This is a genomic window from Sinorhizobium sp. NFACC03 (assembly GCF_900103435.1).
GTDB lineage: Bacteria > Pseudomonadota > Alphaproteobacteria > Rhizobiales > Rhizobiaceae > Ensifer.
Map to the genome: position 1 here is coordinate 216440 of NZ_FMXF01000004.1, position 18746 is coordinate 235185.

General features: G+C 62.2%; 16 protein-coding genes. 6 read left to right on the forward strand and 10 right to left on the reverse strand.

Going from position 1 to position 18746, the window contains the following annotated elements; genetic code table 11:
* Window positions 1-94 precede the first annotated feature (94 nt).
* From phnE (BLU35_RS09395) to BLU35_RS09415, 5 genes are all read right to left on the reverse strand, one after another.
* A complete protein-coding gene (gene phnE / locus BLU35_RS09395; protein ID WP_093232894.1) occupies window positions 95-1612 on the reverse strand; it encodes a phosphonate ABC transporter, permease protein PhnE in 1518 nt (505 codons plus the stop codon).
* A gap of 9 nt (window positions 1613-1621) precedes the next feature.
* On the reverse strand, window positions 1622-2584 hold the full coding sequence (phnE, locus tag BLU35_RS09400) for a phosphonate ABC transporter, permease protein PhnE (protein ID WP_093232895.1): 963 nt from the start codon (window positions 2582-2584) through the stop codon (window positions 1622-1624).
* A 178-nt stretch (window positions 2585-2762) separates the two neighbouring features.
* Entirely contained in the window at window positions 2763-3668 is a 906-nt protein-coding gene (gene phnD, locus BLU35_RS09405) for a phosphonate ABC transporter substrate-binding protein (protein WP_093232896.1), read from the reverse strand.
* Between the two features lie 86 nt (window positions 3669-3754).
* Complete coding sequence (gene phnC, locus BLU35_RS09410) at window positions 3755-4597, reverse strand: phosphonate ABC transporter ATP-binding protein (protein ID WP_057249148.1); 843 nt, start codon at window positions 4595-4597, stop codon at window positions 3755-3757.
* A gap of 262 nt (window positions 4598-4859) precedes the next feature.
* Window positions 4860-5237 (reverse strand): YciI family protein, encoded by a 378-nt coding sequence (locus BLU35_RS09415; RefSeq protein WP_093232897.1) that lies wholly within the window; start codon window positions 5235-5237, stop codon window positions 4860-4862.
* A gap of 420 nt (window positions 5238-5657) precedes the next feature.
* Here BLU35_RS09415 and BLU35_RS09420 point away from each other — a divergent pair, with 420 nt between their 5' ends.
* The 3 genes from BLU35_RS09420 to BLU35_RS09430 all read left to right on the forward strand — a co-directional run bounded on the left by BLU35_RS09420 (window position 5658) and on the right by BLU35_RS09430 (window position 8828).
* Window positions 5658-6485: a transporter substrate-binding domain-containing protein gene (locus BLU35_RS09420; protein WP_093232898.1), complete on the forward strand. Its 828-nt coding sequence runs from the start codon at window positions 5658-5660 to the stop codon at window positions 6483-6485.
* Between the two features lie 73 nt (window positions 6486-6558).
* Window positions 6559-7839, forward strand: coding sequence for an NAD(P)/FAD-dependent oxidoreductase (locus tag BLU35_RS09425; RefSeq protein ID WP_093232899.1), 1281 nt, complete (start codon window positions 6559-6561; stop codon window positions 7837-7839).
* A 17-nt stretch (window positions 7840-7856) separates the two neighbouring features.
* Window positions 7857-8828 carry an amino acid ABC transporter permease gene (locus BLU35_RS09430; RefSeq protein ID WP_093232941.1) on the forward strand — a complete coding sequence of 324 codons (972 nt, stop codon included), beginning with the start codon at window positions 7857-7859 and terminating at the stop codon, window positions 8826-8828.
* Between the two features lie 101 nt (window positions 8829-8929).
* On the opposite strand, the gene BLU35_RS09435 is transcribed toward BLU35_RS09430, so the two are convergent.
* Together BLU35_RS09435 and BLU35_RS09440 are read right to left on the reverse strand one after the other, a co-directional pair.
* Entirely contained in the window at window positions 8930-9742 is an 813-nt protein-coding gene (locus BLU35_RS09435) for a PfkB family carbohydrate kinase (RefSeq protein ID WP_093232900.1), read from the reverse strand.
* Between the two features lie 84 nt (window positions 9743-9826).
* Window positions 9827-10840, reverse strand: a complete 1014-nt coding sequence (locus BLU35_RS09440; protein WP_093232901.1) for an SIS domain-containing protein — start codon at window positions 10838-10840, stop codon at window positions 9827-9829.
* 239 nt (window positions 10841-11079) lie between these two features.
* Here BLU35_RS09440 and BLU35_RS09445 point away from each other — a divergent pair, with 239 nt between their 5' ends.
* Complete coding sequence (locus BLU35_RS09445; protein ID WP_057249142.1) at window positions 11080-11811, forward strand: GntR family transcriptional regulator; 732 nt, start codon at window positions 11080-11082, stop codon at window positions 11809-11811.
* Between the two features lie 68 nt (window positions 11812-11879).
* Here the strand turns inward: BLU35_RS09445 and BLU35_RS09450 are convergent, their stop codons facing one another.
* The gene (locus BLU35_RS09450; RefSeq protein WP_093232942.1) at window positions 11880-13007 is read right to left on the reverse strand and encodes an NAD(P)/FAD-dependent oxidoreductase; all 1128 of its coding nucleotides are present in this window, start codon (window positions 13005-13007) and stop codon (window positions 11880-11882) included.
* A 95-nt stretch (window positions 13008-13102) separates the two neighbouring features.
* A complete protein-coding gene (locus BLU35_RS09455; protein ID WP_093232902.1) occupies window positions 13103-14053 on the reverse strand; it encodes a LysR family transcriptional regulator in 951 nt (316 codons plus the stop codon).
* Between the two features lie 237 nt (window positions 14054-14290).
* Between BLU35_RS09455 and BLU35_RS09460 the strand changes: the two genes are divergently transcribed.
* Together BLU35_RS09460 and BLU35_RS09465 are read left to right on the forward strand one after the other, a co-directional pair.
* Entirely contained in the window at window positions 14291-15478 is a 1188-nt protein-coding gene (locus tag BLU35_RS09460) for an acyl-CoA dehydrogenase (RefSeq protein ID WP_058324966.1), read from the forward strand.
* 11 nt (window positions 15479-15489) lie between these two features.
* Window positions 15490-16674, forward strand: a complete 1185-nt coding sequence (locus BLU35_RS09465) for a CaiB/BaiF CoA transferase family protein (RefSeq protein WP_093232903.1) — start codon at window positions 15490-15492, stop codon at window positions 16672-16674.
* A 93-nt stretch (window positions 16675-16767) separates the two neighbouring features.
* On the opposite strand, the gene htpG is transcribed toward BLU35_RS09465, so the two are convergent.
* Window positions 16768-18657 carry a molecular chaperone HtpG gene (gene htpG / locus BLU35_RS09470; protein WP_093232904.1) on the reverse strand — a complete coding sequence of 630 codons (1890 nt, stop codon included), beginning with the start codon at window positions 18655-18657 and terminating at the stop codon, window positions 16768-16770.
* Window positions 18658-18746 lie beyond the last annotated feature (89 nt).

Sequence of the window (18746 nt, forward strand, 5' to 3'; positions counted from 1 at the left end):
GGGAGGCGGGTCGATTGTTTGCGGGATGCGATGCGCAGCTAGCCGATTTCCATGACAACATCATGATGGTGGAGGCGCAAATGCTTGGCTGTCGTCAATGTGCCCTGCGACCCATCAGGCGTGAACGGCACGCGTTCGAGATGCTGTCGAAAATAAAGACAACCAGCAAGATCAGAAGCACCATATAGGCGACATTTTCCCAATCGGAATTGGTGCGCATTGCTTCCCAGAGCTTGAGACCGATACCGCCCGCGCCGACAGCACCGATGATCGTCGCCGATCGGGTGTTCGATTCCCAGAAGTAAAGCGCCTGGCTGGCAAAGACCGGCAACACCTGCGGCAGCACGCCGAAGCGCTGTACGGCAAGCGGCGCAGCACCCACCGACTTGACGCCTTCGCGCTGCTTGTCGTCGATGTTTTCCAGCGCCTCTGAATAGAGCTTCCCGAGCGTGCCGGTGTCGGTGAAGAAGATCGCCGAGATACCGGCAAGCGGTCCGGGGCCGAAGGCGCGGGTAAAAAACAGCGCCCAGATGAACATATCGACCGACCGCAGGAAGTCGAAGAAGCGCTTGACCAACTGATTGGTCATGAAGCTTGGTGTGATGTTGCGGGCCGCGAGGAAGCAGAGCGGGAAGGCGATCAGCGATGCAAAGAGTGTGCCGACGAAGGCCATGACGACGGTCTGCAGCAGCTTCGTCCAGACATCCAGATGCTGCCACTCGGCGTTATAGAGGATGTTGTTCCAGGCAAGCGAGAGGTTCGAGCGGGATGGATCGATGCGCTCGCCGGATATGATGAGCGAGGCGACCTCGCCATAGCTCTTGCCGAAGAAGGGCGAGTTGGTGTCGAAGAGGAAGTTCGCCCAGCCGAAGAAGCGGTTGCGGACGGAGACCTCGTCGCCTTCGACTTCCGCCCAGCCGGTGGCGCCGAATGCAAGCACGATCTTCTCGCCTGGACGCTTCTGCGTCGCCCAGGTGGGCAGCGTGCCCTGCGGCATCACCCTGTCGGCGCCATCGACGGCCATCACCAGGGTCTCGCCGCCATGCGTCGCCTTGACCAGGCTGTCGTCGATCTCGATCCTGGTTGAGCGGTCATAGGTCACGACGACTCGTGTCAGGACTTCTTCCGTGCGGGTTTCGACGCGGTTCTGAGCTTCGGCCGTGGTGGTGCCGCCGAGTGCTGAACCGGGCGTCATGAAGCTGAAGGACGAGCTTGCCTTCGGCTTTGCCGCCTGCGTCGTCGACGCCGGAATTTCCACGCGGCGCGTCACCGTCTCCTTGTCGAGTTCCACCCAATCCGGATCGGGATTGGGCCCGAGCGGCGAATTGCGCTGATAGTTGAGGCTCATTGTCCGGTCGGAGGCGATATGGATCTCGGGCCTCACCTCGTAGGAGACCCAGTCGGCGAGATAAGTGCCGGCGATACCCCAGTTGGCGTTGCCAAGCACCTGACCGATCGAGAAGAACCACCAGCTGAAGATGAGATAGACGACAATGCCGCCGGCGATCGTTGCCGTGCGTACACGCTTGAAGGTCGAGGATTTCAGGAGCTCGGGATGGCGGGCCGCGATCGCGTCCATCTCCATCGGGCTCAGTCGTGTGGTCGTGGTCATAGCGCGCACCTACTGGGCAAGCTGGAAGGCCTGTTCGCCAACGAGGCGACGGCGAAGCCAGGCGGAAAACTGGTCGACGGCGAAAATGGTCGCAAACAGCAGGATGACGATCGCAAGCGTTTTCGCCTGGTGGCCCTGGCCGATCGAAAGGCGCAGCAGCTCGCCGATGCCACCGCCACCAACGGCGCCGATGATGGTCGAGGCGCGCACGTTGATTTCGAGGCGCAGCAGGAAGTAGCTGGTGAAGTTGGGCAGCACCTGCGGCACCATGCCGAACCAGACGCGCTCGATCCAGTTGCCGCCCGCGGCACGCAGGCCCTCATCCGGTTTCATGTCGGCGTTTTCGACCACTTCGTAGAAGAGCTTGCCGAGCGCACCGACCGTGTGGATCGAGACCGCGGCGATCGCGGGAATGGGGCCGAGCGAGAGGATGGCAAGGAAGAAGCCGGCAATCACCACTTCCGGAAAGGCGCGCAGGATCTCCATGATCCGGCGAACGGTACCGCGGATCCACGGATTGGGCATCAGGTTGCGCGCGGCGAAGAAGCAGAGCACGAAACCGAGTGCCGTGCCGATGATCGTCGAGAAGATCGCGATGTTCACGGTCTCCAGCATCTTGTGCACGTATTCGGGGATATAGAAGCTGTCGGTCAGGTACAGCCGGCCGTCCGGGTAGTTGTATTTGAAGCTGCCGTCGTCATAGGGCGAGGGCAGGTCGAACATGGCACGGAAGATTTCCAGCCCGTCACGCGGTGCGAGATCGCCGACGAAGTCGAAGAAATGCGGCAGGCGATCGAAGAACTTGCCGGCGTTGGAATCGTTGGCGAACCAGAGCGAGCCTGAGAGCGCCAGGAAGAGGATGCCGAAGCCGAGCCAGGAGTAAAGCCGGCGGCGGGAACTCAGTTCCTGCCAATGGCGCTCGATGACGGCGCCGTTGTCGCTCAGAATCCGCGGGAGCAGGGAAGTTGCCATGACCGTTCCGGCTTGCGCCGGCCTCTATGGCATTTCAAGGAAAAGCACGGAGCGGCTTTCCGTAGGAAATGCGTGAAAACAAAGCGGTAGGGTATGGTTGAAGGGCTGGTGTCGAGCACCCCTTCAAAGTGAAACGCTGGCCGTTTGGGCGGCCAGCGTTCTCGGAAGATGCGGTCTATCAGCCGCCGATCGTTGCCTTGCGGGCGTCGATGATCGGCTTGTAGAAATCGGAGTTGACTTCGGTGTAGCCGGTGAAATCACCGCCCTGGATGGCGGAGAAGCAGGCAGCGTCGGTCTTCGGCAGGTCGACCATGAACTGCTTGAACTTCGCCTTCATGTCGTCGTTCATCGAGGTGCGCACGACGATCGGGCCGTTCGGGATCAGCGGCGACTTCCAGAGCTCTACGAGATCGTTCATGTCGAGGATGCCCTTGTCGACCATCTTCTTCAGGTTGCCCGAGGTGTAGCCGTCCTTGAATTCGCCGACGCCCGAGCCGAAGGTCGTGCCGGCATCGAAGGTGCCCTTGACAACTTCGAGAACGAGGTTTTCGTGACCGCCGCCGAAGCCGGTTTCACCGAAGAATTCCTTGACCGGCGCGCCGATCGCTTCCGGCAGGGTGACGAGCGGGACGAGGTAGCCCGAGGTCGAGTCCGGATCGGCGAAGCCGAGCTTCTTGCCCTTCAGGTCTTCGAGCTTGGTGATGCCGGAATCCTTGCGGGCAACCATGATCGAGTGGTAGCCGGTCGAACCGTCGGTCTGAACGGTCGTCAGGATCGGCTCGACGGCGTCAGCCTTGGCGAGGTAGATCTTGGCATAGCCGGAAGCGCCGAGCTCGGCGTAGTCGAGCGTGCCACCGAGCAGGCCCTGGATAACGCCGTCATAGTCGGCGGCCGGGAACAGCGAGACCTTCTCGACGCCGATGGCAGCCGGCAGCTTGTCGACGAGGCACTGGAAGTTGCGCAGGCGGTCGGCTTCGTTTTCGCCGCCGAGAATGCCGATGCGGAATTCCTTGAGGTCTTTAGCCTGAGCGTGGCCGACGAGGGCGAGGAGCGCGACGGCGCCCAGAAGAGCTTTCTTGAGCATAAGGTTCTCCCGTGTGTCCGGCTTGGCCGGATCCTATTCGGTTTCAAAGAGGTGCCCTTGACGCGGGCTTTCGATCCTGGCGGGCGTCAGATGCCGGCCAGTGCCAGCGGCTTGAGGCCGGCAGATGCCGTTTCTTCCTGCGGTTCGGCCGCCGGAATGTTGATGCTGGTGGAGGTCATCGATTCCTCGATGCCCGTGTCGGCGCCGTAGATCTCGGCAACCGCTGCCGCCGTCAGATCCTTGGGCTGGCCGTCGAAGACGACGCGGCCATGCGCCATGCCGATGATGCGTTCGCAATAGTTGCGCGCGGTATCGAGGGTGTGGAGATTGGTGATGACCGTGATGCCGTCGCGTTCGTTGATGTCGCGCAGTGCGTCCATGACGATTTTGGCGTTCAGCGGGTCGAGCGAGGCGATCGGCTCGTCGGCGAGCAGAACCTTCGGCTGCTGCATCAGCGCGCGGGCGATCGCCACGCGCTGCTGCTGGCCGCCGGAGAGAGTGCCTGCCGGCTGAAGTGCGGTCTGTTCGATGCCGAGGCGCTCAAGCGCGCCGATCGCCATGATCCGTTCTTCGCGGGTGAACATGTTGAGGATGCTGAGCACCGTCGAGCGGTGATTGAGGCGACCGAGCAGAACGTTGGTGAGCACGTCGAGGCGCGGTACCAGGTTGAACTGCTGAAAGATCATGGCGCAGTCGCGCTGCCAGTTGCGCAGTGCAGCACCGCGAAGCGACGAAACCTCCGCGCCGTCATAGACGATCGAGCCTGAAGACAGGTCGACGAGGCGATTGATCATGCGCAAGAGCGTCGACTTGCCGGCGCCCGAGCGGCCAATCACGCCGACCATCTGACCCTGCGGGATGTCGAAGGTAACCGAACTTACGGCTGTCTTCTTGCCGAACTGGCGGGTTACACTCTTCAACTGAAACATTTCTAGCAGGTCCTCTTTCGGGGAGACCGGTCATCGGTATGACACCTGCCATATCGGCGCTTCATGAAAGCGAAATGTCAGTTTGTTGTAAGTTCTGTTACAGTTCACACCCGCGCGGGCTGGGTTAATCAAAAGTGAACGACATCGCCCCGGCGGGTGCCCGATTGGCCACCTCCCGCAAGATTGCAGCTTGAGATTCGGCTGGATCGAGGGCGGTCGCCTGATCGCGTCCTAGCACAGTAACGCCGGGCGATTCCTGGCTCTACGGTCCAGGCTCCAAGGTTGCCCCCGGAACATAGAGCGCGATCGGTCGGATCTCGTAGATCGCCGTTGGATTGCTGCGTCGCAGGTCGCGTGCCGCTGCGATGGCCGCCTCGATCGTCGGGAAGTCCACGACATAGAGGCCGAGAAGCTGTTCCTTGGTTTCCGCGAAAGGGCCGTCTGTGACGATGCCTTCGCCCTTGCCCCTCAGTGTCACCGCACCTTCGACGGGGCCGAGCCGTGCGGCCGGTCCGAATGATTTCTGCTGAACGAAGCGATCATGAACCTGGAGCAGCTCGGACATCAAGGCCGCATCCTCCTCCTCACTCCAGGATTCTACCACGCCTGCCGTGTGATAAGCCAAGATCGCATAATACATGAACCGTCCTCCCGGAGGTATTCCTGTCAGGTTTCGCCGATGGCTTCAATCGGTGTGGCGAGGTTCATGGGTTCAACGCTACTCTCTAAATCAGCCTCAGGATGCTGCGACCCACGATAGGCCCGGGGTCGATCCGGGAACTGCGCTTTTGAGTTCGCGCGCCGAATTGCCGCTTTGTCCTGTACTTGTCCGAAGTCGGAGACGGGATACCCTGCTGCCTCTTGCCGGTATGACGGCGCCTCTGTGCCGGAGCGCGCTTCGTTGGCTCATTCATCACGAAGACACATGGTCCCATCACTTCGTTTCATGGAGCGGATGCGCTTCCGCCCTTGACTCGTCTTTATCGATCTTTTCTAACTTATGTTGTCAGACATCTTACATAACGGGAACCCATTGCTGACGTTCAAACAGGAGGAATGCGTGAGGAAACTGGTTCTACAGCTCGCCGTCGGCGCTGCCGCGCTGGCGCTTGCCACCGCCGCGCAGGCAGGCGAGACGCTCGACCGTGTCATGAGCAAGAAGGCCATGGTGGTCGCCACCAATAGCGGGTGGCCGCCGCAGAGCTATCTCGACGACAGCAACCAACTGGTCGGCTTTGACATCGATGTCTCCCGCGAGATCGGCAAGCGCCTTGGCGTCGAGGTCAGCTTCGAGACGCCGGACTGGGCGACCTTGACCGGCGGCCGCTGGCAAGGACGTTATGACGTCGGCGTCGGCTCCGTCACCCCCACCAAGGCGCGCGCCCAGGTCATCGACTTCGCCGGCATCTATTACTACAGCCCCTATGTCTATGTGCTGCACAAGGATAGCGAGGCGAAGTCTGTCACCGACCTGAACGGCAAGGTCGTCGGCGTTGAAACGGCCACGACATCGGAAGATTTCATTCGCCGGCAGTTGGAAATCGACGCGCCGGGGCTTCCGCCGATCGAATACAAGCTGGACCCGGGCGAGATCCGCACCTTCGCCGATTCCATGCTCCCCTTCGACGACCTGCGCCTCGGCAATGGCGTGCGCCTTGATGCGGTCATCGCGCCGGAACAGACAGCGCTCAACGCCATCAAGAACGGTTATCCGCTCAAGGTCCTTGACGGCGAGTACGCGTTCAAGGAGCCGCTCGTCGTTATCGCAGAAAAGACCGACCCCGAGTGGACGAAGAAGATCGGCGACCTCATCGCGGAGATGAAGAAGGACGGCACGCTCGCGAGCTTTACCACCAAATGGTACGGCAAGGACTATAGCGCCGAGTGAATTGGACAAGTCTGCGCGGCGGCAGTTCGTGCCGCCCCGCAACCCTTAATCGCTGTCCGCAGAGCGAGAGAACATGTCCTATCCCGACACCTACTACAAAAATACGATGGTCGACCGGAAGGTCAGACCAGTGCTTTCGGAAACCATCGAATGTGACACGGTCGTTGTCGGCGGTGGGCTTGCTGGTCTGACAACGGCGCTTCAGCTTGCACGCGCCGGGCAGTCGGTGGTCGTGCTCGAGGCCGAGAGTATCGGCTTCGGGGCTTCCGGTCGAAATGGAGGCTTCGTCAGCCCCGGTTTTGCGACCGGTGGCGAGAATATTGCCCGAATGGCCGGTGCCGAAGGGGCGCGGCAGATCCACCGCCTGTCGATCGAAGGCGTGGATTTTGTTCGCGATACGATCGCGGCGCTGAAGATCGAGAGCGCGCATGCGCAGCCCGGCATCACCAGCGTGCTGCGCTATGACGACGACGGCAGCATGAAGGCACATGCCGACGCGATGCGTCAAAACTACGGATACGAATTGGAATACTTCGACACCGAGCATATTCGCGCGGTGTTGAAGTCGAAGCGCTATTTCCAGGGGCTGCGCGACCCCAAGGCCTTCCACATGCACCCGCTCAACTACCTTCGTGCGGTGGCAGAAGAGATCGAACGGCTGGGTGGGCGGATCTACGAAGGCTCGGCGGCAACGGCGAGCACACTCGACGGGGCCGAAAAGACGGTGTCGACCGCCCGCGGTCGCGTCAAGGCCCGCCGGGTCGTCTTGACGACCGGTGGCTACACCGGCGCGCTCAACGGTCGGCTGCGGCGTGCGTTCCTGCCGATCGCCACCTATGTGATGCTGAGCGAAGAGGCGCCAGACCTGATCCGTTCTGCCATCGTCACCCGCGACGCGATCGGCGACAACCGCCGCGCCGGGGACTATTACCGGCTGGTGGATGGAGGCAAACGTCTGCTTTGGGGTGGGCGGATCACCACGCGTGCAGCTTCGCCGGCGGCCCTTGCTACCGAATTGCGCCGCGAGATGACGGGCACCTATCCGCAACTCAAGGAACTGAAGACCGAACTCGCCTGGTCTGGGCTGATGTCCTATGCACGCCACCTGATGCCCCAGATCGGTGAGATGCGGCCGGGTGTCTGGCATTGCACCGCCTTTGGCGGCCACGGGCTCAACACCACGGCGATCGGCGGCAAGCTGGTGGCCGAAGGCATTCTTGGACAATCCGACCGCTACAAGCTCTTCCGGCCATTCGGTCTGGTCTGGGCCGGCGGCTATGCCGGGCTGGCGGTTGCTCAACTCACCTACTGGAAACTGCAGGCACAGGACTGGTGGCGCGAGCGCGCGGCCTGAACGCCGGAGATTTTGAGATGATTGGTCGTCTGATACTGACTTATCCGGATGTCGCGCGACGGTCCGGCATGTTTCTCATGCTGGCGCTAGTCACGCTGGCGATCTACGGGCTCGGCATCAGCCCCGCCTGGATCGGGCATCTGCTGCCGACTTCGGCAGGGTGGCTGGAAGCCAATCCAGCGCTCGGCCGGTTGGTCAGCGCCTCGATGGTCGCGCTGATCGCGGTAGCGAACTGGAAGGCTTTGCGGCAGTTGCCGCGTAGCGGACAGGTGATCGGCGTCTGGGTCGAACTGTTCGTCCTGCTGATGCTGTTTTTCTACTCGTTCGATCTGTCCTTCGCCTTCATCGCCAAGAAGATCGGCTACCTGGTCTCTCAGGGCGTCGTCACGACGCTCTATATCTCGGTGATCTCGATCGCGATCGCCACCCTCATCGCGCTGGTCGGGGCAATTGCGAAGCTGTCGAAGAACGGCGTGATCTACGGTCTCGCGACCTTCTACACCTCGCTCTTCCGCGGTCTGCCCTTGTTGATGCAGATCTACATCATCTATCTCGGCCTGCCGCAGGTCGGCTACGTCATCGGTGCGGTGCCGGCGGGCATCCTGGCGCTGTCGCTCTGCTATGGAGCCTATATGACCGAGATCTTCCGGGCCGGCATCGAGAGCATTCCCCGCGGCCAGACGGAAGGCGCGACCGCACTCGGCCTCAGCCCGAGCCAGACGATGGCGCTGGTGATCATGCCGCAGGCGATGCGCGTCATCGTCCCGCCGACCGGCAACCAGTTCATCGCCATGCTGAAGGACTCTTCGCTCGTCTCCGTCGTCGGGGTCTGGGAGATCATGTATCTCGCCCGCACTCAAGGGCAAACCGAGTTCCGGCACATCGAGATGCTGATCACCGCCTCGATGATCTACTGGATCCTGTCGATCGGTCTTGAGTTCCTGCAGTCTCGTGTCGAGGCCCGCTTCGGGCGCTTCGATGTCCGCTGAGTACGGTGCGCACCCAAATTCCTTGGGGTGGAAAGCCTGAAGGCGCCCGCCATTTACCCGGCCCGTTGTTGAACTGGGTCGGGTGAGGCGGGCTCGTCTTGTTACAGAGTGTGCGGCTGTTGCGGAAACCCGCCGACATGGGTGCAGGTGCGCGCAGCGAGGTCGCGCCCGGCCTCCAGTCGCTCGATCAGCGGGCGGCCTTCGAGATGAGCCAGAATGAACCCGGCGATAAAGCTGTCGCCCGCGCCGGTGGTGTCGACGACATCCACAGGATGGCTGCCGGTCGATACCAGTTCGGTTCCGTCGCTTGCGAGCGAGCCGAGGGCGCCTCGCGTGACGACGGCCAGCTTAGCTCCGCGAGAGAGGAAGCCATCAGCCAATCGCTCTGCGTCCTGATCGCCGTCGCCGCCGGACCCGAATGCGATGTTGAGGCCCTCCACGCCGAGGTCGGAGGGGGCGGCGTTGACGGAGACATCCTGCGAGACGCTGACACCCGCGGCTGCAAGTGCCCGGCGCAGCGCGCCGCCGTCGTCGAGCCAGCCGATATGCACGTGATCCATGGTCTTCAGGAGAGCGAGGTTGTCCGCGTCGGGTCGGTAACCGGCACAGGCGCCGAAATCCTCATAGAGGAAGACACGGTCGCCATCCGGCGTGATGCCGATGTCGGTATAGGCGGTGTTGACGTCGCGCTCCTTGAGGCCGTCAAGCCGCACGCCGTTCTGCTCGAGAAGCTGCCGCACCTGTGCGCCGTCGCGGTCACGACCGACGGCGCCGAAGTAGAAAGATTGGTGTCCGAGAAGCGCCAACTGCACCGCAACATTGATCGCGTTACCACCGACATAGGTTTCCCCGATCGGCGCCTGGAAACGGTCGATGCAATTGTCGCCGACGGCAGCAAGGCGGAAAGTGGTCATAGCGTCTCCTGGCGGCCGCATGGAAAGGCCGCGAACGCGTTTTCGCATCCGCGACCGTGGGGCGAACGATTACGTCTCGAATGCTCAGTAGGCAACGCGCTTGTAGTAGCGCCGCGTCGTCAGCGGGTGATTGCGCATCACCTCCAGGTGGGCACTGATGCGCTCGAGCACTGTTGCAAGCACGATCGGCGAGACGAGACCGCGCACGTCGGGAGAAAGGCCGGGGAGGGTAAACTCCGCCGTGTCGAGCACGGTGAGCTTGCTTGTGTAGCTAGGCACGAAGTTCTGAACGCGCTCAGCGAGCGGACGCATCGCATCTTCGCCCTTGAACAGGATGACGCTGACGTCCTGTTCCACCAGTTCGAGCGTTCCATGGAAGAAGTCGGAGGCATGCACCGGACGGGTGCGGATCCACTGCATCTCCTCCAGAATGCACATGCCATAGTAGAAGGCTTCCGGCCACACATTCCCGGCGCCGGTGATAATATGATAGTTGGAGCCGGCAAGAACCTTCGCGAAATCCTCTGCCCGGGGTTCGAAGCTTCGCTTCACCTCCAACAGCGCCTGCGGTAGGGTTTCGAGCTCGCCCACAATCCGCTCGTAATTTTCGAGTTCCCCGCGGTGGCGCATGATCGAAAGCGCGGTGAACAGCGATTGCAGATAGAAGGACTCGCAGGAAGTGTCGTCCTCGGCGAAATTAACGAAGACATGGTCGCCGCCTTGGCCGAGTGGCGTGTCCCGATGCCCGACTAGCGTCAATACCGTCGCGCCAACCGCTTTTGCCTTCTCGAGCAGCGCCACGCTTTCCTTCGTGGTGCCGGAGAGGGAGGGAATGACCACGATGGACCTAGAATTCAGGTTTGCCGATCCGGAAAGGACGAGCTCTGCCGGCAGGTCGATAAAGGTGGGAAAGCGGGACTGGCGCTGAAGAAGCTGGGCTGCCGGCTGCATCAGTATGGCGGCGCCTCCCGTTCCCGTGAAAAAGATGTTCTCCGCGCCGGCGGCGAGACAAGCCGCGATGGTGGTGTCCAGTTGCTGGCGCAGTGCGCCAGCGCCCAACTGGATGCGAAGAAATCTCTGTTCGTCGAAGTTCAGCATGGCACGCTTTCCCGGTGATTGCCTCGGTCGGCGGTCATGGCGTCCGCCGTTCTCCTTAATGTTGTAAGACAACTGACAACAATGCGAAGCGGTGTCAAGAGAGATATCTCGCCAGCACCGCTGCACCTCGCGATGCACGCCGAGTAGCAGCGAAAATCCGGTCGGCCGGAGGCGCACTTGACCTTCCAGAATTTGTCAGACAAGAACATCCTTGTGATTGTTCAACGGAGTGAGAGGAATTGGACGAACCCCTTCGTGATACGCGCACACTGGTCATTCAGCTCCGCGACCGCATCGCAGATCTGATTCGCGACGAAGGGCTCAATCCCGGCGACAAACTGCCGACCGAGGCGCAGTTGACGCAGCGCTTCAAGATCTCGCGTCCGGCGCTGCGCGAAGCGCTGAAACTGCTTGAGCAGGACAGCATCATCTATGTCGAGCACGGCCGGGGGCGGTTCGTCTCGGCGATGTCCGCCGTGCAGGTCGATCGGCCGATCACCGTCTTCGAAAGCGTCACGGACATGGCCCGGCACTATGGCTACGCCACGGCCAACAAGGTTCTTTCGGTGGCGGAGGAAGCACCCGACGCCACCACGGCTGAGCAGTTGCGGCTCCAGCCGGGCGAGCGGGTGATCCGTCTCGAACGGCTGCGGCTGCACAAGGACGAGCCGATCCTCTATTGCGTCGACTTCATCCCGCGCAGCATCATCCCGTTGCGCCTTTATGATGTCGATTGGACAGGTTCACTGCTCGATCTGCTGGATCAGCACAGGAGCAGGCCCAGGATGTCGGCCGCGATCGTCTCCGCCGTCATGCTTCCAGATGATGTGGTGGAGCGCAACGACCTGCGCGATTTCGGGCCGGCACTGCTGATCCGCGAGACCTGTTTCAATGCGGCCGGCTTGCCGGTGGTCTACGCGCTCGACTATCACCGCGGCAGCCATTTTTCCTTCAGCCTAGCGCGTAAGTGATCCGGCCGACGGTCGAGGTCGGCCAGCAATCGACTTTGAACGACGTGACGCGGCGAGGAACGGCCTCGTTATTGCTCCAGACGCGCCGGGCTGAACTTCGATGGGTCGAGACCGACCGCGTCAAAGCCTTCCGGGGGCGAGGTGCCGACGACGAGGTTCGCGGCGAGTGCGCCGAGCGCCGGTGAGGTCAGGATGCCGTAGCCGCCCTGGCCGGCGAGCCAGAAGAAATCCGGTCGGTCGCGGGCAAAGCCGATGACCGGCAACTTGTCGGACGAGAAGCTGCGCATGCCGGCCCAGCTCTTGAAGATGCGGCGAACCGGTACGGTCGTTGCCTCTTCGATGTAGTGCGCCGCCCAGGCGACGTCGATTTCTTCGGGCTGGACGTCGGCCGGCTCGCAAGGGGTAGCGTCGGCCGGCGAGGCGAGCAGCCGCCCACCCTCGGGCTTCATGTAGAAGTCTTCATCGATCTCGTTGATCTCCGGCAAGGTGAGCGCATCGATGCCTTCGGGAAGATCAACGGTGATCGCCGTGCGGCGATGCGGCACGATACCGACGGGGGCGACGCCGAACAGGTCCGCAACCGGATCGGCCCAACCGCCGGCGGCGTTGACGATCGTCTTTGCGCTGACATCGCCGGCACTTGTCGTGAGCACCCAGCGATCGCCGTCTCGACGCGGCGCCAGCACGTCCGAGCGTTCGACGATCGCGGCGCCATGCCGGCGGGCGCCTCTGACGTACCCCTGCATGAGGTTCTCGACTTCGATGTCCCAGAAATGCGGATCGTGATAGGCCGCGGCAACGTAATCCCCCCGGAGAACAGGCACCCGTGCGATAACTTCGTCGATGGTCAGCCTTTGGATCTCGGCATTGGCGCGACTTTCCTCGGCGAAGACCTCTTCGAAGCGATCAGTCTTCTCGGCGTTGGCGATCATGACGCCGCCGCGCTGCTTGAGCAGCGCCACTTCGGAAAACCCCTCAGGCGGTTTGTCGAAGAAGGACTTGGAGATCGCCGCGAGCGCACAGACTTCCGGCGTGTTGTAGCGCAGCACGAATTCTGCAGCCGAGCGGCCGGTGCTGTGATAGCCGAGCCCTTCCTCCCGCTCGATCACCACGACGGAGCGATGTGGTGCCAGGAAATAGGCGAGTGACAGGCCGGCGATCCCGCCGCCAATGATTGCCACATCGTAGTCTCGCATGTCCCGCCTCCATTGGTTGTTGGCGGGACCATAGGCAAGCTGCCAACCGCGTTCAAATTTATAACCGGAAAGGTGGCTATCAATTCTGATGATGGTCATATCTCGTCGAGACAGTGGTCGAGGGGCTCGGTATCGGCGACATGGGAAAGAAAAGCAGCCTCCGCCGGATTGAGGATCGCGTTCGGGTTGGAAATGCGAAAGACATCAGTCGTCGGCAGGTCGGTGTAGGGCGGCAACTGCCAGAGCTGGCCCTCTGCAACGGCTGGCGCCGCCAGGTGGTCGGGCAGCATGCCGATGCCGACATTGGAGGCGATCAGCCGCATGACCTCTTCGACATTGCAGGAGACGGCGCGGACCTGCTGGCCGAAGGATCCGACGGCACGCACCGCCGTCACCGAGTTCATATGCTGCCCGCCAAGCACGTCGGCGATGAAGGCGATATAGGGATTGCCCCTGAGATCGTTGAAGTCGACGCCTTGAACGCCGAACAGCGGATGATCGCGGCCGCAGTAGAGCGCGTAACGTTCGCGTACATGGAAGCGTTTGTTGAGCCAGTCGGGTATGTTGCCGTCGCTAAGGCCGATGGTCGCGACGTTGCGCTCGACGGCGCTTAGAACGTCGACCGTCGTCGCGACAGTGACCGATAGCGTCACCTTGGGGTGCAGACGGAAGAAACTTTCGAGCTTGCGGTCCCAGGCAGGGTTGTGGGCGTGGCTGACGGAGTGGATGTTGAGGTGGCCGGTGACTTCCTCGCCGGCGATCTCCAGAACGTTCGGCAGCCGGATGACGGCCGCGAAGATATCGCGGCATTGGGCATGCAGGCGGGCGCCGGCATCCGTCAGGTTGAAGCGCCCGGGACGCCTGTCGATGAGCTTCTGGCCGACCGTTTGTTCCAGCCGTTTCAGCGCCATGCTGACAGCCGGCTGCTGCAGGAGCAGGCGGTTTGCAGCGGCCGTGATGCTGCCTTCCTCGACCAGCACGACGAAAGTGCGCAGCAGATTCCAGTCGAGATTGTGGGCGAAGCGTTCGAGGCGGTCGTTGGCCATGGTCGTGGCTTGCTTTTGATCTCTGGCGTTGCACTGGCCATTCGCTCCACGGTGGGGACTGGTGGCCCGAAGGACTTGAGTTCTTGTCGTCATATTTCAGCGATTTTGCAACACGGGGTGCCCCGGCGTCGCACGCAGGGCCATTCCCTGAACGCATGAGGCGGTGCCTCAATTTCGTTTGAAACGGCATGCACCCCTTGCGATAACATGAGCCGAATAATCCGATGGGAGAGAAACATGGCCGGCAAGACGCAATTTCAATGGGATGATCCGTTCCTCCTCGAAGATCAGTTGACCGAGGACGAACGTATGATCCGCGACACAGCGCGGGCCTATGCGCAAGACCGGCTGCAGCCACGCGTCATCGACGCCTATCGCGAAGAATCGACCGATCCGGAGATCTTCCGCGAGATGGGCGAGCTCGGCCTGCTCGGTGTGACCGTCTCCGATACCTATGGCGGCGTCGGCGCTTCTTACGTCGCCTACGGCCTTGTCGCGCGCGAAGTCGAGCGCGTCGACAGCGGCTACCGCTCGATGATGAGCGTGCAGTCTTCGCTGGTGATCTATCCTATCTATGCCTACGGCTCTGAAGAGCAGAAGCAGAAGTATCTCCCGAAGCTCATCAGCGGCGAGTGGATCGGCTGCTTCGGCCTGACCGAGCCGGACGCCGGCTCCGATCCGGCCGGTATGAAGACCCGCGCAATCAAGACCGAGAGCGGCTACCGCCTCGTCGGCTCGAAGATGTGGATTTCCAACGCGCCGCTCGCCGATGTCTTCGTCGTCTGGGCGAAGTCGGAAGCTCATGGCGGCGCTATCCGCGGCTTCGTGCTCGAAAAGGGCATGAAGGGCCTTTCCGCTCCGAAGATCGCCGGCAAGCTGTCGCTGCGCGCCTCGATTACCGGCGAAATCGTCATGGACAATGTCGAGGTCGGCGAAGAGGCGCTGCTGCCGAATGTGGAAGGCCTCAAGGGTCCGTTTGGCTGCCTCAACCGCGCCCGCTACGGCATTTCCTGGGGTGCGCTCGGTGCCGCTGAATTCTGCTGGCATGCCGCGCGCCAGTATGGCCTCGACCGCAAGCAGTTCAACCGTCCGCTCGCACAGACGCAGCTCTTCCAGAAGAAGCTTGCCGACATGCAGACGGAGATCACGCTCGGCCTGCAGGGCTCGCTGCGTGTCGGCCGCCTGATGGACGAGGGCCGCATGGCCCCGGAAATGATCTCCATCGTCAAGCGCAACAATTGCGGCAAGGCGCTCGATATCGCCCGCATGGCCCGCGACATGCACGGCGGCAACGGCATCTCCGAGGAGTACCAGGTCATGCGCCACATGGTGAACCTCGAGACCGTCAACACCTACGAGGGCACGCATGACGTCCATGCGCTGATCCTCGGCCGCGCCCAGACCGGCCTCCAGGCCTTCTTCTGAGCGGCACGATCATGGAAGCGCCGCTGAAGGGCATTCGTGTCCTGGAACTGGCCCGCATTCTCGCGGGCCCCTGGATCGGCCAGACGCTGGCCGATCTTGGTGCCGACGTCATTAAGGTGGAAAGCCCGGCCGGCGACGACACCCGCACCTGGGGCCCGCCCTTCGTCGCGGGCGAAGATGGCGAGAAGCTCGATGCCGCCTACTTCCACGCCTGCAACCGCGGCAAGCGCTCCGTGGTGCTCGATTTCACCACGGAGGAGGGGCAGGAGGCCGTGCGCCGCCTTGCCGCCCAGTCGGACGTCCTGCTCGAAAACTTCAAGGTCGGCGGGCTCGTCAAATATGGTCTCGACTACGAGAGCCTGAAGAAGATCAATCCGCGGCTGATCTATTGCTCGGTCACGGGCTTCGGCCAGGACGGTCCCTATGCCCATCGCGCCGGCTACGATTATATCGTCCAGGGCATGAGTGGCATCATGGACCTGACCGGTGAGCCCGATCGCGAGCCGCAGAAGATCGGCGTTGCCTTCGCCGATATCTTCACCGGTCTCTACGGTGTAATTGCCGTCCAGGCGGCGCTTGCCCAGCGCGAGCGCACCGGCGAGGGACAGCAGATCGACATGGCGCTGCTCGACTGCATGACTGGCGTTCTCGCCAACCAGGCGCTGAACTTCCTGGTCTCCGGCAAAGCGCCGCGCCGGCTCGGCAATGCCCACCCGAACATAGCGCCCTATCAGGTCTTCCCGACCTCCGACGGCCACCTGATCGTTGCGGTCGGCAATGACCGGCAGTTCGTGAAGTTCTGCACGTTGCTCGACCGCGCCGATCTCGCGACCGACGAACGTTATCTGACCAACGCGCTGCGCGTGCAGAACCGCGATACGCTGACGCCCGAACTGGCAGCCGAAACCGTGAAGATCGAGCGCGACACTCTGTTGACGTTGCTGGAAGATGCCGGCGTGCCCGGCGGGCCGATCAACACCGTCGCCGACGTCTTTGCCGATCCGCAGATCGAGCATCGGAAGATGCGGGTGAATACGCCGCATTCGGGCGCTGCCGCCGGTACCTCGCCGGGTGTGCGGACGCCGATCCGCTTTTCAGCTGCCGAGCTTGCGCTGGACCGCGGCGTACCGCGGCTTGGAGAGCACACCGACGAGGTACTCGCCGAGATCGGGATGCAGGTCCCGAAGGCAGGCTAACGCAAGGTGAGGCCCCGAAGGCACTTGTTAAGACACCACCTGAGAAAATAGCAAAAAGCCCCGGAAATCCTGGAGATTTCCGGGGCTTTTCCGTTAGGCCTTGAGTGCGCGGTTGAAGACGCGCGACAGCCGTTCGGCAAAGGCGCGCGGATCCTGCGGCTTGTCGCCATCGAGCACGCGCGCCTGGTCGAGCAGCAGCTGAACGGCATCCGTTCGGAACGCTGTATCGCCGGCGGGGCTGGCGGCCATCGCGGCGATCAGTGCGTGGTTCGGATTAACTTCGAGGATCGGCTTGGCCGCATCGTCGAGACGGCCGGCGCCTTGCAGCATCTTTTCAAGCTGTCGATCCGGACCGTGCTCCGGCGCGACCAGGCAGACGGCGCTTTCCGTCAGGCGGTCGGAAGTGCGGACATCGGAGACCGCTGAGCCCAGCGTCTCTTTGGCGAAGGCAACGAAATCGATGACCAACTGGCTGGCCTGCGGCGCCTCTTCCTTGTCGCCCTCGGGCTTGGCGATATTGCTGAGATCGGCAGCCCCTTGGGTGATCGACTTCAGCGGCTTGCCGTCGAAGTCCGGAGCGGACGTTACCCAGAAGCTATCGACCGGATCGGTCAAAAGCAGAACTTCGATACCGCGGGCGCGGAAACCTTCGAGCTGCGGCGAGGCCTTGAGCTGGCCGAGATTGTCGCCCGTCAGATAATAGATCGCCGACTGGCCTTCCTTCATGTCCTTGACGTAGTCGGCCAGGCTGCGCTGGCCCTCGTCCGAGGTGGTGGTACGGAAGCGTGACAGAGCAATCAGCTGTTCGCGGCGCTCGTAGTCCTCGTAGATGCCCTCCTTCAGCACGCTGCCGAAGTTCTCCCAGACCTTGGCGAAGCTCTCCGGTTCGTTTTCCGCCAGCTTCTCGATCGCCGTCAGCACGCGGTTGGTCACGCCCTTGCGGATGCTTGCCAGCAGCGGGCTTTCCTGGATCATCTCACGCGAGACGTTCAAGGGCAGGTCGGACGTATCGACGAGGCCGCGCACGAAGCGCAGATAGCGCGGCAGCAATTCCGCCTCGTCGGTGATGAAGACGCGTTTGACGTAGAGCTTCATCCGGCCCTTGCGGTCCGGGTCGAAGAGGTCGAAGGGCTTCGAGCCGGGCACGAAGGCAAGTGCGGTATATTCGTGACGGCCTTCGGCGCGGAAATGCACGGTCAGGGCCGGATCGTCATACTGCCCTGCGACGCCACGATAGAAGTCGGCGTAATCTTCCTTGCTGATCTCGCTCTTCTGCTTGGTCCAGAGGGCCGTGCCGTCGCCGACGGAAACCGGCTCGGCCCCGGGCTTCTCGACGACCGAGATCGGCACCGGCACATGGCCGGACTGATCCTTGACGATGCGCTCGACCGTCCAGCGCGACGTGTAGGTCTTAGCATCCTCCATCAGATGGAGCGTGATGCGCGTACCGCGCGCCGGAGCGTCCGCAAGTTCGGCGGCAGCAACGGTGTAGCTGCCCTTGCCGTCGGAGGACCACAGCCAGGCGTGTTCGGAGCCTGCGCGGCGCGATACGACGTCGACCTTGTTGGCGACCATGAAGGCGGAGTAGAAGCCGACGCCGAACTGACCGATAAGCTGTGCGCCTTCTTTGCCCTGGGCGGCCTCGATGCGCTCCATGAAGGCACGCGTGCCCGAGCGGGCGATCGTGCCGAGCGCTTCGACCAGTTCATCACGGCTCATGCCGATGCCGTTGTCGTCGACGACGAGACGGCTGTTTTCTTCATCGAGCGTCAGCGTGATGCGTGGGGTCGGGTCTCCGGCAAGAAGCTCAGGCGAGACGATCGCTTCATAGCGCAGCTTCTCGCAGGCGTCCGCGGCGTTCGAAATCAGTTCGCGGAGGAAGACGTTCTTGTCGGAGTAGACCGAATGCACCATCAAATGGAGCAGTCGCGCCACATCGGCTTCGAAGACATGTTTCTCTACGGACATTTCGGTTTCGCTCATCGCTTTGGCAACTCCTTGTTCTTTGCGCCCCAATTGGCAAGCTGCGTCCAGAATTTCAAGGGTCGTCTTGCGTGGCACCCATTTCTGTA

Coding starts and splice junctions, on each gene's coding strand:
- phnE (WP_093232895.1), bottom strand. CDS start 2,584: ATGGCAACTTCCCTGCTCCCGCGGATTCTGAGCGACAACGGCGCCGTC.
- BLU35_RS09430 (WP_093232941.1), top strand. CDS start 7,857: ATGATTGGTCGTCTGATACTGACTTATCCGGATGTCGCGCGACGGTCC.
- BLU35_RS09450 (WP_093232942.1), bottom strand. CDS start 13,007: ATGCGAGACTACGATGTGGCAATCATTGGCGGCGGGATCGCCGGCCTG.
- phnC (WP_057249148.1), bottom strand. CDS start 4,597: ATGTTTCAGTTGAAGAGTGTAACCCGCCAGTTCGGCAAGAAGACAGCC.
- phnE (WP_093232894.1), bottom strand. CDS start 1,612: ATGACCACGACCACACGACTGAGCCCGATGGAGATGGACGCGATCGCG.
- BLU35_RS09460 (WP_058324966.1), top strand. CDS start 14,291: ATGGCCGGCAAGACGCAATTTCAATGGGATGATCCGTTCCTCCTCGAA.
- BLU35_RS09440 (WP_093232901.1), bottom strand. CDS start 10,840: ATGCTGAACTTCGACGAACAGAGATTTCTTCGCATCCAGTTGGGCGCT.
- htpG (WP_093232904.1), bottom strand. CDS start 18,657: ATGAGCGAAACCGAAATGTCCGTAGAGAAACATGTCTTCGAAGCCGAT.
- BLU35_RS09465 (WP_093232903.1), top strand. CDS start 15,490: ATGGAAGCGCCGCTGAAGGGCATTCGTGTCCTGGAACTGGCCCGCATT.
- BLU35_RS09435 (WP_093232900.1), bottom strand. CDS start 9,742: ATGACCACTTTCCGCCTTGCTGCCGTCGGCGACAATTGCATCGACCGT.
- BLU35_RS09455 (WP_093232902.1), bottom strand. CDS start 14,053: ATGGCCAACGACCGCCTCGAACGCTTCGCCCACAATCTCGACTGGAAT.
- BLU35_RS09415 (WP_093232897.1), bottom strand. CDS start 5,237: ATGTATTATGCGATCTTGGCTTATCACACGGCAGGCGTGGTAGAATCC.
- BLU35_RS09425 (WP_093232899.1), top strand. CDS start 6,559: ATGTCCTATCCCGACACCTACTACAAAAATACGATGGTCGACCGGAAG.
- phnD (WP_093232896.1), bottom strand. CDS start 3,668: ATGCTCAAGAAAGCTCTTCTGGGCGCCGTCGCGCTCCTCGCCCTCGTC.